12 protein-coding genes are annotated in these 14669 nt (G+C 55.7%); 5 read left to right on the plus strand and 7 right to left on the minus strand.

Translation table 11 applies throughout. The features are described from left to right. Positions 1-41 precede the first annotated feature (41 nt). Entirely contained in the window at positions 42-1790 is a 1749-nt protein-coding gene (locus BBD41_RS05070) for a sensor histidine kinase (RefSeq protein WP_099476888.1), read from the plus strand. Then, positions 1787-3397: a response regulator gene (locus BBD41_RS05075; protein WP_099476889.1), complete on the plus strand. Its 1611-nt coding sequence runs from the start codon at positions 1787-1789 to the stop codon at positions 3395-3397. Before BBD41_RS05070 ends, BBD41_RS05075 begins: the two co-directional genes overlap by 4 nt. Positions 3398-3754: 357 nt before the next feature. Here BBD41_RS05075 and BBD41_RS05080 read toward each other — a convergent pair whose 3' ends face one another. The 7 genes from BBD41_RS05080 to BBD41_RS05110 all read right to left on the minus strand — a co-directional run bounded on the left by BBD41_RS05080 (position 3755) and on the right by BBD41_RS05110 (position 10622). Beyond that, positions 3755-4744 (minus strand): hypothetical protein, encoded by a 990-nt coding sequence (locus tag BBD41_RS05080; RefSeq protein WP_099476891.1) that lies wholly within the window; start codon positions 4742-4744, stop codon positions 3755-3757. Positions 4745-4961: 217 nt separating this feature from the next. Further along, a complete protein-coding gene (gene rbsB, locus BBD41_RS05085) occupies positions 4962-5879 on the minus strand; it encodes a ribose ABC transporter substrate-binding protein RbsB (RefSeq protein ID WP_077565260.1) in 918 nt (305 codons plus the stop codon). A 13-nt stretch (positions 5880-5892) separates the two neighbouring features. Further along, positions 5893-6861 carry a ribose ABC transporter permease RbsC gene (rbsC, locus tag BBD41_RS05090; protein WP_099476892.1) on the minus strand — a complete coding sequence of 323 codons (969 nt, stop codon included), beginning with the start codon at positions 6859-6861 and terminating at the stop codon, positions 5893-5895. A gap of 1 nt (position 6862) precedes the next feature. Beyond that, positions 6863-8344, minus strand: coding sequence for a sugar ABC transporter ATP-binding protein (locus tag BBD41_RS05095; protein ID WP_099476893.1), 1482 nt, complete (start codon positions 8342-8344; stop codon positions 6863-6865). 15 nt (positions 8345-8359) lie between these two features. Continuing rightward, positions 8360-8758, minus strand: coding sequence for a D-ribose pyranase (gene rbsD, locus BBD41_RS05100; protein ID WP_077565254.1), 399 nt, complete (start codon positions 8756-8758; stop codon positions 8360-8362). Next, positions 8755-9639 (minus strand): ribokinase, encoded by an 885-nt coding sequence (gene rbsK / locus BBD41_RS05105; protein WP_099476894.1) that lies wholly within the window; start codon positions 9637-9639, stop codon positions 8755-8757. The genes rbsD and rbsK overlap by 4 nt, the downstream gene beginning before the upstream one ends. Further along, positions 9639-10622, minus strand: coding sequence for a LacI family DNA-binding transcriptional regulator (locus tag BBD41_RS05110; protein WP_077565250.1), 984 nt, complete (start codon positions 10620-10622; stop codon positions 9639-9641). Before BBD41_RS05110 ends, rbsK begins: the two co-directional genes overlap by 1 nt. A 672-nt stretch (positions 10623-11294) precedes the next feature. Here BBD41_RS05110 and rocF point away from each other — a divergent pair. The 3 genes from rocF to BBD41_RS05125 all read left to right on the plus strand — a co-directional run bounded on the left by rocF (position 11295) and on the right by BBD41_RS05125 (position 14631). Beyond that, positions 11295-12203: an arginase gene (gene rocF, locus BBD41_RS05115; protein WP_099476895.1), complete on the plus strand. Its 909-nt coding sequence runs from the start codon at positions 11295-11297 to the stop codon at positions 12201-12203. A 94-nt stretch (positions 12204-12297) separates the two neighbouring features. Further along, complete coding sequence (locus BBD41_RS05120) at positions 12298-13500, plus strand: ornithine--oxo-acid transaminase (protein ID WP_099476896.1); 1203 nt, start codon at positions 12298-12300, stop codon at positions 13498-13500. A 210-nt stretch (positions 13501-13710) separates the two neighbouring features. After that, positions 13711-14631, plus strand: coding sequence for a TIGR01777 family oxidoreductase (locus BBD41_RS05125; RefSeq protein ID WP_099476897.1), 921 nt, complete (start codon positions 13711-13713; stop codon positions 14629-14631). Positions 14632-14669 lie beyond the last annotated feature (38 nt).

The following is a 14669-nucleotide window of genomic DNA, read 5'->3' on the forward strand; positions in this document are numbered from 1 at the left end:
TTTCATTTCAGGGCGTTCGCGAAAGGAACTGGAGAATTCCGATGGTCAAGTCGCTTTATAACAAGCCCTACCCGATCCGGCATTATGTCAAAATCATGCTCTTTATCTCGATCTTCGCCCTTGTCGTCGATCTCGTGATCAGCTTCGCTTCGATCTTCATCGTGAAGCAGCAGTCCACGCGGTATTTGCAGGATACGGCCAACCTGTACATCCAGCAGATCAATCATGATTTCGCTTATATCAATCATTACATGGGATGGACGCTGGCTAACGACGAAAGCGTGAAGATGCTGGATGCGAAGGATACCGAATACGTCGATTTCATTGAAGCAAGCGAGCGCGTTCATAAACGGTTTAACGAGCTGCAAAAAAATTACGGCCAGGGCTACAACTTCTTTTTTTATCTGAAGGAGCAGGACTTCTTCCAAAACTACGCCCCGATGTCCGTGACGTATTCGGAGTTTCTGGAGATCAAGGAGCAGATCGTCTCCTTAACCGATACGAAAAACGTTTATGAGACCTTTTACTCCAATTGGAAGCCGATCCGAGTTCGGGATACCCACTACATCGTGAATATCGTGCCCTACCATAACCGCTACTTGATCTGCCTCATTTCCGCAGACGATCTGATCCGGCCCCTGCGCGAGCTGAACCTGGGCGAGGAAGGCTACGTTTCCTTGATCGGACCCGGCGGAGAAGCCATTTCGGGCCCGGCAGCGGGCGACGACCCGCAAGCCCCCGTCAGCGCCGCAGCGGCTTCCTTGCTGAGGTTCCCGCCCTCAACAACCACCGTGACCAAAGAGTTCTCCAATGCATCCTTTCATGTGCAGCTGGTGATCCAATTCGGCATGTTCGAGAAAATCATGATCGCCCAGCTGCTCATCATGCTGCTGTTCGTTGTGCTGACCTGCACGCTCAGCGTCGTCATGCTGTATTTCAAGAAAAAGGTGCTGAAGCCCATTCAGAATTTTTCGGAAAATCTGAGGCGCATTCACGAGGACAGCGAAAGCTTGGATTTCCGAAGCAGCGAGATCACCGAGCTGGAGCAGGTCAATTCCCAGTTCAAGCACCTGATCGAGCAGATCAAGAAATTCAAGATCGAGATGTACGAGCAAGAGCTCGAGAAGCAGCGGATCCAGCTGAACTATATGAAGCTGCAGATCAACCCTCATTTTTTCCTGAATTGCTTGACGAATATTTACAGTATGGCGCAAATGCAGATGTATAAGGAAATCGAGTACATGTCCTTGTCCACATCAAAATACTTCCGCTATATCTTTCAAAGCGGCGACGACTTGGTCAGGCTGGGCGACGAAATTGAGCATGTCCGCATTTATTTGGAAATCCAAAAGCACCGTTACCAGGGCGCGTTCATGTACCGGATTGCCGGAATGACCGATGATTTGAGCGGGCTGAAAATCCCGCCGCTGCTGCTTCAGACCTTCATTGAGAATGCCGTTAAATACGCCGTATCCCGTACGCAGACGCTGCTGATTACACTTGATGTCGCTCTGCAAACCGAGGAAGAGCATACCCGGCTCCGCATCGAAATTTCCGATACCGGGCCCGGATTCCCGCCGGACATCCTCGAGCACCTTCAGAACGGACGGCCGCTTATGCAATCCGGCGGCAAACGCATCGGCATCATGAACACCCTGCAGCGGCTGGAGCTTATCTACCAGCACCGGGCCCGGGCGTTTTTCGAAAACCGTGAGGATGGCGGCGCCCGGATCACCCTGGAGCTGCCGCTGCTGCTATCCGACGCTACCCTGAAAGGAGCCGAACGATGAACGTATTGCTTGTCGATGATGATGTTTTTGTCGTAGCCGCCCTGCAGCAGAAGATCGATTGGAACGCGCTCTCGATTGAGGGAGTGTTTACCGCTTATAATGTCGCCCAGGCCCGGGAGATCCTGCAGCAGCATGCCGTGCAAATCCTTATCTGCGATATCGAAATGCCGCAGGGCAGCGGCCTTGAGCTGTTAGCCTGGATCCGGGAGGAGCGTTACGCCGTGCAGACCATCTTCCTGACCAATTACGCGGACTTCAACTACGCGCAGAAGGCGATCGAGCTGCAAAGCTTCGATTATTTTCTGAAGCCGATCGAGTTCGATAAGCTCGCCTTGATCATCTCCAAGGCGGCATACAAGGCGAAGGAGCAGCAAAGCTATCAGGAGGCGCTGAAGGAAGGGCAGCTGTGGAAAAAAAATCAGCGTAAGCTGCAGGAGCAATTCTGGCGCAAATGGATTCACGAAAAAAGGCCGCCCGCGGATGCTGCCGCCATTGCGGAATCGGCCGCCGAGCATGATGTGTCTTATCGCGCGTCGGATCGGTTTACCCCGGTCCACCTGACCATTTTCCCTTACGACCGGAGCCTCGGGAAGGAGGACAAGGATCTGTTCGACTACGCACTGCTCAATGTCCTTAGCGAGCTGCTGGAGGATCCGCGCTTCTCGGTGGAGACGGTCCAGGAATTCAAGGATTATAATTGGATCCTCGTGCTGAAATGGAGCCAGGCTCCGGACCCGGCGGCGATCGAGTCGGCGTTCCTCTCGTTCATTCAGCAAGCCAACAAATTCCTCAAGAGCGATGCCTGCTGCTGCGTCGCCGATACCGCAGAGCTCGGACGCGTTCCGGGCTTGATCCGGGAGCTGCTGCAGATGAACGAGGATCTGATCAAGAAGCGCAATCAAATCATGTTCCTGGCGCATCATCCGCTGGAGGAAACCGCTTATTCTCCGCCCGATTCGGCTTCATGGGAGGCACTCCTGCACCAGAATGACCCGGCGGCGTTTCTGGAAAAGATCCGCGGTTATTTGCGCAATCTTGCCCGCCAAGGCGTCTGCAATGCTTCCGTGCTGAGGCAGCTCCGGATTGATATCGTGCAGCTGGTGTACGCCTATCTGAAGAGCCGGGAAATCCAGGCGCACAAGCTGTACAGCGGCAAGACGCATGACCAGCTGTTCCTGCAATCGCTGAACTCGATCGAGGATATGGAGAACTATATTGCGTATTTGGTGCAGACGGCGGCGGATTACCACTTTTTCGGCGACCCCTCTCCTACGGTCGTTGAGGAAATCCGACAGTACATCCACCGCCATTACGGGGACGATCTGACCCGGGCCAGCTTGGCGGAAATCGTCTATCTGAACCCGGATTACTTGGCCCGCGTATTCAAGAAGGAAACCGGCGTATCGCTCGGGACCTACATCATTCAGGTCCGCATCAGAGCGGCCCGGCAGCTGCTGGAGACGACCTCGCTCTCGGTCTATCAGATCGCGGCGAAGGTCGGGTACTCGAATTATTCTTATTTCTCGAAGCTGTTCAAGCAGGATACCGGCTGGTCGCCGAGCGACTACCGGCGGGCGGTGGCCGAGGGGCAGCGCGTGTTGGGGTGAGCCGTTTTTTACGGCCGGTACCCGGACCCCCGTTTGCCATCACTCCGCATGCGGATCATGCCTCCTTCTGTTTGCCATCACTCCGCATGCGGATCATGCTGCCTTCAGTGTGCCATCACTCCGCATGCGGATCATGCCGCCTTCTGTGTGCCATCACTCCGCATGCGGATCATGCCGCCTTCTGTGTGCCATCACTCCGCATGCGGATCATGCCTCCAATCTCTGTTGTCCTCTAATTTTCTGGAATGGTCTTATCTATCGTTAAAATTAGAGGACAAAGGAGAACGCTCCGCTTTTCCGGCATGATTCCGCCTGCTCCGTTGAAGCCTTTTTGCGGGATCGATGGATTAGGGGACTTCATGGCAGCTCAGATACGCTGCCAGCACGCAGCTCATACGTCCCTTTTCGGGACTTGCTCGCCCTTCTCGCGCTCCTTGGCGCTCCACACGTACCTTTTCGGGACTTGTTCGCCTTTCTTGCGCTCGTTTTCGCTCCACAGGTTCCTTTTCGGGACTTGCTCGCCCTTCTCGCGCTCGGTTGCGCTCCACAAGTACTTTCTCGGGACTTGCTCCCCCTTCTTGCGCTCGTTTTCGCTCCACACGTCCCTTTTCGGGACTTGTTTGCCCTTCTCAGGCTCGGTTTCGCTCCACACGTACTTCTCGGGAATTGCTCGCCCCTCTTATGCTCGGTTGCGCTCCACAAGTACTTTCTCGGGACTTGTTCGCCTTTCCCGGGCTCGTTTGAGCTCCACACGTACCTTTTCGGGATTTGCTCGCCCTTCTCGCGCTCGTTTGCACTCCACAAGTACTTTCTCGGGAATTGCTCGCCCCTCTTACGCTCGTTTGCGCTCCACAAGTACTTTCTCGGGACTTGTTCGCCCTTCTTGCGCTCGTTTTCGCTCCACACGTCCCTTTTTGGGACTTGCTCGCCCTTCTCGCGCTCGGTTGAGCTCCATACGTCCCTTTTCGGGACTTGCTCCCTCTTCTCACGCTCTTTTCCGCTCCACACGTCCCTTTTCGGGACTTGCTCGCCCTTCTCGCGCTCGGTTGCGCTCCACAAGTACTTTCTCGGGACTTGTTCGCCTTTCCCGGGCTCGTTTGAGCTCCACACGTACCTTTTCGGGATTTGCTCGCCCTTCTCGCGCTCGTTTGAGCTCCACAAGTACCTTTTCGGGACTTGCTCGCCCTTCTCGCGCTCGGTTGCGCTCCATACGTCCCTTTTCGGGACTTGCTTGCCCTTCTCAGGCTCGTTTGAGCTCCACAAGTACCTTTTCGGGACTTGTTCGCCTTTCCCGGGCTCGTTTGAGCTCCACTCAGACTCGTTTCTCGCCCCCGCCGCGGCATTCATAGTCAATTAGCCTCCCTAACTGCCACCAAAAGATCCGCTTCAGGAAGCCCTTTCTGGAAAAAGGCCATAAAAAAACGCAGCTCCCGGCTTTTCAACCGGGACTGCGCTAATCTATATTTCTTCACACCCATTTGAGCTGGCCATGCTTCTTCTAATCCTTCAGCAAGGCGGCATTATACGCACATCAAGCTGCAAGCAAGCCGAGCGCATTGCTCTATTACTCCTTCACGACCATCTTCAGCGGAGCGGCGATGTTTTTCTCCACCTCTTTGCCTTGCAGCACATCCTTCGCCGCTTGTACCGCAAGCTGACCGATCAGCTCCGGCTGCTGCGCGACCGTTGCCGTCATATTGCCGGCCTCGATCGACTTCAATGCATCCTCGTTACCGTCAAAGCCGATGACCATAATATCCTTGCCGGAGCTTTGGATCGCTTCGATTGCGCCGAGCGCCATCTCGTCGTTATGGGCGAAAATCGCTTTTGCATCCGGATTGCCCTGCAGCAGGTTTTCGGTTACGGTCAGACCCTTCGTCCGGTCGAAATCAGCCGCCTGCTTCGCAACTACGTTCAGCTGCTCATCCGCGATGTCGTGGAAGCCTTTGCCGCGCTCCCGCGTTGCGGATGCACCCGGAACGCCTTCCAGCTCAATGACTTTGGCGTCCTTGCCCAGCTGCTCCACGATAAATTCCGCAGCCATCTGACCGCCCTTCACGTTATCGGATGCGACCAGCGCCGCTACCTCGCCTTTATCCGCAGAGCGGTCCAGCGTTACAACCGGTATATCAAGGCTGTTCGCCGTCTGCACCACCGTGGAGATGGCGGAAGAATCCGTCGGATTGATGAGCAGTGCGTCGACCCCTTGCTGAATCAGATCGTCCACGTCGTTACTCTGCTTGGCAGAGTCGTTCTGCGCATCCACGACAACAACCTCGATTCCCTGCTTGGCCGCTTCTTCCACGACCCCGTCCTTCAACGATACGAAGAACGGATTGTTCAACGTGGAGATCGACAGGCCGATCTTCATATCTTCAATGTTTCCACTCCGCTTCGGCTTCGCCCATTCCGGCGGCTCCAAGGAACAGCCGGTGATGAAGACCAGCATGAGCGACATGAGCAATAGCGTTATTTTTTTCATAGTTCTCTCTCCCTTAAGCCGATTTCTTCCGGTCGAGCAGAACGGCAATCGCAATGACGACGCCCTTTACGACCATCTGATAGAAGGAATTGACACCGAGCAAGTTGAGTCCGTTATTCAGGATACCGATGATCAGCACACCGATCAGGGTGCCGACGATCCGTCCCCGTCCGCCGGTCAGGCTCGTACCGCCAAGCACAACAGCGGCGATGGCATCAAGCTCGTACGATGTTCCTGCCGTCGGCTGGGCGGAGTTCAGACGGGACGTTAGAATCGCGCCCGCCAGCGCGGACAGCATGCCTGCCAGGGAATATATCATAATTTTTACGCGTGAAACCTTAATACCGGATACCAGCGAAGCCTTTTCGTTGCCGCCAATTGCATAGGTCTTGCGACCGAACGACGTCTTATGCAAAACTACCCACAATGCCGCAAAGGTAATGATCATGGTAATCGCCGGCACCGGAATGCCCAACAAATAACCGCGGCCGAACAGCTGGAACGCCAGGCTGTCGCCTAGACCCGTGATCGGATTTCCGTTGGTATAGACGAGCGTCAGCCCCCGGAATATCGTCATGGTCGCCAATGTTGCAATAAATGGAGCCATTTTTCCTTTCGTGATCATGAGGCCGTTAATCATCCCCATGACACCGCCGAGTGCTACCCCGATAATAATCGACAGAATCGGGTCGAAGCCCGCCACCATCATATTGGCGACAAATGCGCTGGACAGTGCCAGAATGGAGCCGACCGACAAGTCGATGCCTCCCGTTAGAATGACGAACGTCATCCCGAACGCGATCAGGGCGTTAATGGAAACCTGGCGCAGCAGGTTCAGAATGTTGAGCGGTTCCAAAAAACTCGGATTCAGAACCGAAACGATGACGATGAGAATAATCAGTCCGAGCAGCGGCCCGAGCTTTTGCGTGAAGCCTGCGACATTAAAGCCTTTTCCCGCCTTCGCATCATGAATGGTTGTCATATTATTGTCCTCCTGTAGCTAGAGTCATGATCTGTTCCTGCGTTGCATTCTCCCCGCTCACTTCTCCGGAAATCCGGCCCTCGTGAACGACAAGAATCCGATCGCTCATGCCGAGCACCTCCGGCAGCTCTGAAGAAACCATCAGGATGGCCACGCCGCGTTCGGTCAACTCATTCATCAGCTGGTATATTTCCCGCTTGGCTCCGACATCCACTCCCCGCGTCGGCTCGTCCAGGATGAGCAGGCTCGGACCAATGCCGATCCACTTGGCGATGACGACCTTCTGTTGATTGCCCCCCGACAGATTCCGGGCAGGCGTCTCGGTCGTATGGGTCTTGATCTGCAGACGCTTGGTCAGCGTGTCCACAAAATCCAGCTCTTTCTTCGCCGATATGAACCCCTTGGACGAGAAGCTGAACAGATTCGTCAGCGCCATATTTTCGCGGACGGAGAAGTCGAGCACAAGGCCTTCATCCTTCCGGTCCTCCGTAATAAAACCGATGCCGTGCTTAACCGCGTCATCCGGTTTGCGGATATTGACTTTCTTGCCGCGCACCCAGATCTCGCCGCTACCCAGCGGATCCAGCCCAAAGATGGCCCGCATCATTTCGGTGCGTCCTGCGCCCATCAGCCCCGACATTCCGACGATTTCGCCGGCTCTTACCGAGAAGCTTACGTTCTCGAATTTACCTTTGCTGCTGATGTTTTTCACTTCCAGCACCACATCGCCTGGAACGGGATGCCGGGCCGGATAGCGCTCGGTCAGCTCCCGTCCGACCATCTTGCGGACAACCTCGTCGAAGTTCGTATCCGGAATCGGCTTCGTATCGACGGATTTGCCGTCGCGCATGACCGTAATCCGGTCGCATATCGTAAAGATCTCTTCCATCCGGTGCGAGATATAGACGATGGAGACGCCTTCCTTCTTGAGCGAACGGATGACCTCGAACAGCTTCTCGATTTCCCGTTCCGTTAGCGCCGCCGTCGGTTCGTCCATGATAATGACTTTTGCCTTGGTCATCAGCGCTTTGGCGATCTCGATCATTTGCTGCTGGCCGACGGAGCATTCACCGGCCTCCTGGGTCAGCGGAATCGTCACGGACAATTTGCCGAACTGCTCCTTCGCAAGCGCCTTCATTTGCTTCATGTTCAAAAAACCAAGACCCGACGTCGGCTCCTTGCCGATAAACAGATTGTCCAGCACCGTCATCTCGGGCCAAATGTTCAGCTCTTGATGAATGAAGGCAATGCCTTTCTCTTCCGCTTCCTTCGGGCTGCTGAAGTACGTCTCCTGACCGTCGATCACGATCGTGCCTTCGTCCCGGCTGTGCAGCCCGGTCAGGATGTTCATAAGCGTCGATTTGCCCGCACCATTCTCTCCCATCAGGGCATGGACTTCTCCTTCCCGGAGATCAAAGTCCACGCCTGCCAGCACCCGGTTTGTCCCGAAGGACTTATGAATATTCTTCATCTCAATGTTCATGGTGCAACCTCCTTATTAACCGAAATGAACCCCCGCCTGTAAAATGCAATTCGCATACGGCTTCGCTTCACCCGTCCGGATGACCGCCTTTGCGTCCCCCATCAGCTGCTTGAACCGCTCATGCGGGCAAGCTTCAATCTCGCAATCCCGGAATGTATCATTTATATACTGCAGTGTTTCCTTATTTTCAGCCTTCATCTCTTCGGCGATCACTACCTTCTCGATGACCATGTCCTCCGCGATGGCATCCACGACTTCCTTAAAGCCCGGGGTGCCTAGACGCAAGGCCAGATCGATCTTCGGAACTCCCGGCGGCACCGGAAGCCCGACATCGCCGATAACGATTCGGTCCGTATGTCCCAGATCGGCCAGCACCTTCGCAATATGACTGTTCAGCATACCGTTCTTCTTCATTGGAAGCTGCCCCCTTCCACTTCGCGGCGGGTCGGCATGCCGCCCTGTGCCCCGAACTTCATTACGGATAAGGCAGCCGCCCGATTGGCAAAATCCAGGCTGTCCGAAAGAATCATGCCTTCGGCAAGGGCCACCGCGAATGCTCCGTTAAACGTATCGCCTGCTCCCGTCGTGTCGACTGCTTCGACCTTGTAGCCGGGAACAACAACCTCCTGAGAGCCGTCGTAATAGCGTACGCCCTTCTTCCCTTCGGTCACGATCAGCTTGTTCGGATAACGCTTCAGCACCTCGCCAAGAGGCTCTTCGCCAAACAGAACGGCAGCTTCGTGCTCGTTCGGCGTAATATAAGCTGCTTTCTCGATGACCGATTGCGGCACCGGCCGGGCTGGCGCGGGATTAAGGATAAGCGGTACGCCGTATTTCGCACACAGATCGCTTACATGCACGACCGTTTCCTCCGGAATTTCCTGCTGGATCAGCACGATATCCGATCCTTGAATAACCTCGGCGGCCCGGTCAACATAGTCCGGCGTTACCAAGTCATTCGCTGCCTTCACAAAAACGATGCTGTTATCCCCTTCGGCCAAAATAATGTGAGCCGTTCCGCTCTCCATATCTGTAACCGGTTCCACATAGTCGGCAACAATGCCGTTACCTTTCAAATTGTTCAAAATGACCTGGCCGAACGAATCGTCGCCTACGCGTCCGATCATGGTCACCTCGGCGCCAAGCCTTGCCGCAGCAACCGCTTGATTCGCTCCCTTTCCGCCGGGGACCGTTTTGAAACTGTCCCCGAGCACGGTTTCGCCTGCTCCCGGACGCGTGGCGGACGTTACCACCAGGTCCATGGATGCGCTTCCGATTACCGTTATTTTAGCCATTATGATTCCACCTTTCTCGTTGTCTGGCGCTCGATAAATGTGACGGAAAACTCGACGCTGCTTCGCTCCATCCGTTCTCCCTCAATCAGTCCGATCAGCAGCTTGGCCGCCTCCCTGCCCATTTCATAAGCAGGCTGATGAATGGTCGACAGCGAAGGGTACAGCAGGCTGCTGAGCAAAATATCGTCAAAGCCGATGATCTGCACGTCCTCCGGTACTCTCTTTCCCAGCCGGTGCGCTTCCTTTAATACGGCGGATGCCAGGATATCATTACTTGCAATGACGCCGTCCGTATCGGGATACCGCCGGAACACTTCCTGGGCAAAGCCTTCGGCGCGGGATAACGAAAAGGATGTCGTCTTCAGCACTTGAAACGACGCGCCTTGCTCCGCCAATGCTTCGGCTGCCCCCTCAAAGCGTTCCTGCGCCGGCCGCACGTTCGCCGGACCTTGCATCAAGGTGATAGCCTTGCTGCCGCGGCGCACGATTTCCCTTGCCGCGATCCGTCCGCCCTCACGTCCATCGGCATATACCGACGGCCGGTCATTGGATGTCCGGTCCAAAAATACGACCGGAATGTTCAAATCCTGATACATGTCGGCTTCAGGATCGTTGGTTGAAGAAATGACCCCCACCACGTTGTTCTGGATAAAGGTCTGGATGTACTCCATTTCCTTCTTCTTGCTCTCGTCGCTGTTTCCGAAAATCAACCGGTAGTCGTTCTCCTGCATCTCATCCTCAACTCCGCGGGCGAGCTGCGGGAAATACGGGTTCATAATATCGGGAAGCAGCAATCCGATTAGTTTCGACTTTCGCTTATATAAAGACCTTGCCACCTCATTGGGCGTATAATTCAATTCGCGGATCGCCTGCTCCACCTTGGAGCGGGTATCCTCATGAACGTAACCGTTTCCATTTAAAACCCGTGAAACGGTAGCGACCGAAACACCAGCGTGCTTGGCCACATCTCGAATGGTCGTCATCTGCGTCATCACCTCATCCATGTAAACCGGTGTGTAACCGGTTACAGGTATAGATTATCACAAACGCTTTCATGACGCAAGCATTTTAACTTCGGGATTTTTTTACAGCGACTTCAGTCTATTGGAGATGTACTATTCGCATTGCTTCACTCACCGTTGTTTATTTGCAATCATCTCTCGTCCTGCTTCCACTATCGCCTATCCTGCAATCATTTTCGCAGTGCTGGCTACCCCACCGAGCCTATCAGTGATGTCGTAATTCCGATGATGAACAAGGCTGCCGCCTTATTTGTCCTTTCGCCTACCCAACCGCCCAAGCCATACGGCTAGGCCAAAGCATATGATGCATGACAGGCAGCATTCCATCCCGCTCATACATCGCCGCCCGTTGTGACTGCTCGTCTGCACGCATGTTCCGCTTTACTCATTTTTCAGATTCATTTCGAGCCGGCCGGATCCGGATGACCAAATCAAACGACGCAGGGGGCGCTTAAAGTTCTGCTGCGGGATACGGGCTTAGCGCAGCATCCATATGCTACACAGACAATGGGCCGCAGCATGCCGCTGCCAAGGCTGGTCATCGCGCGGTGCAAACAGCGATCAATGCGTCTTGACCCTCAGAACCAGCCAAAACCAAAAACCGTATCACTGATGACGGGAGGTGAGCATTGAATGACAAATCATCGATTCTCCCAAGTATCCGTCTTTTCCGTTCCATTCGACCGGGGTGCCGCACGCAGGGGCGCCGCCCAGGGACCGGAGGCCCTGTTTCGGGCAGGCCTGGCGCGCAAGCTTGAGGCGCTTGGCGTCCAATATACCGCCGAACGGCTTGCTCCGCCGCCGCATGCCAAAGGCACGGCACGTGACGGCCGGCTAAAAAATCTGCCCGAGGTCATCGGCGTGAACGAAGCGCTGGCCGCCAGAGTCCACGCTGCAGCGGAAGCCGGCCACTTCCCCCTTGTTCTCGGCGGCGACCACAGCCTCGCAATCGGCACCCTTGCCGGATTAACCCGGCACTATCGTCGGATGGGCGTCATCTGGGTGGATGCGCATTCCGATTTGAATACGCCGGACACAACGCCTTCAGGCAATATTCACGGCATGTCGCTGGCCGTCGGCCTTGGGAAAGGCGACGCCCGGCTGACCGCCATCAGCTGCGACGGCTCTTCTATATCGCCTGAGCATGTTGTGCTTATCGGAGCCCGGTCTCTTGACCAGGGCGAGCGGGAGCTGATCCGCCGTGAAGGCATCACCTGTTACACGATGCAGGACATCGACCGTCTGGGCATGTTCCGTGTCATGGAGGAAGCGATTCGCATCGCATCTTCCGGAACGGACGGCGTTCATCTCTCTTTTGACATTGACAGCGTCGACCCATCGATCGCTCCGGGCACGGGGACGCCGGTGCCGGGCGGCCTAAGCTACCGGGAGGCGCATCTTGCGCTGGAAACGCTGCATGAAGCAGGAATTCTCAGCTCGGCCGAGTTCGTGGAGAACAATCCGCTCCTGGATTCCGGCCAGCGTACGTCCCGGCTCCTGGTTGGACTCATCTCCTCCTTGTTAGGAGAACGAATTCTATAAGCTGTACGGCCTTATGAAACAGGAGAAGTACATGTATGCAGGCCGGCACTGACCGTCTGCATGCTCTTTATGGCCCGAAGGAGGACGAAAAAGCATGCACCGCAATTTATCCCATATCGAGCGGTCCGAAAGGTTCGGCGCCAGGAACTACCACCCGCTTCCTGTCGTCGTTGCGAAAGCGGAAGGTGTTCTCGTCACCGATACCGAAGGCAATACCTATATCGATATGCTCAGCGCATACTCCGCCCTAAATGCCGGCCACCGCCATCCCCGGATTATTCAGGCGCTTAAGGACCAAGCGGACAAAGTGACTCTGACCTCTCGCGCATTTTACAATGATCAGCTCGGCTTCTTCTATGAACGGCTGTCTAACTATACCGGCAAAGACTTGATTCTTCCGATGAATACGGGAGCGGAAGCGGTGGAAACGGCCCTCAAGGCAGCCCGCCGTTACGCGTACCGGAACAAGGGCATCCCTGAGAATCAGGCCGAGATCATCGTCTGTGAAGGCAATTTCCACGGCCGGACGATCACAATCACCTCCTTCTCCTCGTCGGAGGAATACCGGAACGGGTTCGGTCCCTTTACGCCGGGGTTCAGGCAGGTCCCTTATGGCGACCTGAATGCTTTGGAGCAGGCCATCACGCCGAATACCGCCGCATTTCTGGTTGAACCGATCCAGGGCGAATCCGGCATCGTCATCCCGCCGGACGGCTACTTAAGGGAAGCGCGGGAGCTTTGCAGCCGCCATCGCGTCCTCCTGCTCGCCGACGAGATCCAGACCGGCTTCGGCCGGACGGGCAAGCGGTTTGCCTGCGACTGGGAGCAGGTGGAGCCGGATCTCTACATCTTGGGCAAAGCGTTAGGCGGCGGCGTGTTCCCCATCTCTGCCGTTGCAGCGGATAAAGACGTACTTGGCGTCTTCGAGCCGGGCTCCCATGGCTCAACCTTCGGCGGCAATCCGCTGGGCTGCGCCGTTGCGATCGCTGCGCTGGATGTCCTTGAAGAGGAAGAGCTCGCGGAAAGGTCCCGGGAGCTTGGCGAATATTTTGCCGGCAGGCTCCGCACAATCCAGCATCCCGATTTGAAGGAAGTACGGGGCAGAGGATTATTCATCGGCATGGAGCTTAACGTTCCTGCGCGGCCCTATTGCGAGAGGCTCATGAAGCTTGGCATTCTGTGCAAGGAAACCCATGAGCATACCATCCGCTTCGCTCCCCCGCTCGTCATACGAAAGTCCGAGCTGGATCAGGCGTTTGAATGCATCAGGCAGGCCTTTCAGGATACGACCCCATAATTTGAAGGCGAACCGCCAAGCTTTGCCGTTAGCGCATCACGCCTTTGCCTTTTGCCTCTTGCCTTTTGCCTTTGCAAAATGCTGCCCGTTCGCAAGCAGCCTCGCTGACCTAACAGGCTGGCGGACGGGCCTGCCGCGGTTGATTGAAGCCCCGCCGTCCTCTATGATGAAATCAGATCAATACGGGTCAGATGAAGGAGGCGAATATTCATGCGTTATGCAATATGCGGAGGCACCGGCTTTATCGGGCAGGCGTTATCCAGGCGGTGGTTAAACGAAGGACATGAGGTTATTATCGTTACGAGATCGCTCCCTGATGATGGACGCCAGCTCCAGGTTCAGCACAGCCAAGGGCAATTATCTTATGCCACCTGGGATGATATGAAGGACAGCCCGGAGCGGTTCGAGCATCTGGATGCGCTGGTCAATCTGGCCGGAGCATCGCTCAGCCAGCGCTGGACGGAACGCGGGAAGCAGCGGATCATGGATTCCCGGCAGCAGACCGTTTTGGCTGTGGCTGAACTTTTGCACCGCCTGAAGCATAAGCCTCCTGTCGTTGTCCAAGCCTCGGCCATGGCCATTTACGGCACGTCCGAAACGTTGACGTTCGATGAGACCAGCCCTGCTGCCGTCCAGGATTTCCCGTCTCGTGTCGTCCAGCAATGGGAGGCGGCGGCAGACCGCATTCCTGCCGGGCGCTTGATCAAGCTTCGCATCAGCGTCGTTCTCGGCAATGAAGGCGGCGCTTATCCGAAGATGCTGCTTCCCTATAAGCTCGGGGCGGGCGGCAAAATCGGAAGCGGCAGGCAGTGGTTCTCCTGGATCCATATTGACGACATGGTTGGCTTGATAGATTACTGCATCTGCCATGGCGATATATCAGGCCCGGTTAATGCCGCCTCGCCGTATGCCGTCACGAACGACCAGTTCGGGCGAACGGTCGCCAGCGTGTACCGCCGGCCGCACTGGTTTCCGCTTCCAGCCGTTCTGCTTAAAGGCGTCCTCGGCGAAATGTCGCTCATTTTGCTCAAGGGCCAACACATCGTCCCGGCAAAAGCGCTGGCCCACGGCTTCCGGTTCCGATATCCCGAGCTTACAGCGGCCCTGACGCAGTTAAAGGAGCAGAAATAGCTTCCTCCCCGCTCATTGTCTGACTTACCCCGCGCCAC

This window comes from Paenibacillus ihbetae, from assembly GCF_002741055.1.
GTDB classification, from domain to species: domain Bacteria; phylum Bacillota; class Bacilli; order Paenibacillales; family Paenibacillaceae; genus Paenibacillus_AQ; species Paenibacillus_AQ ihbetae.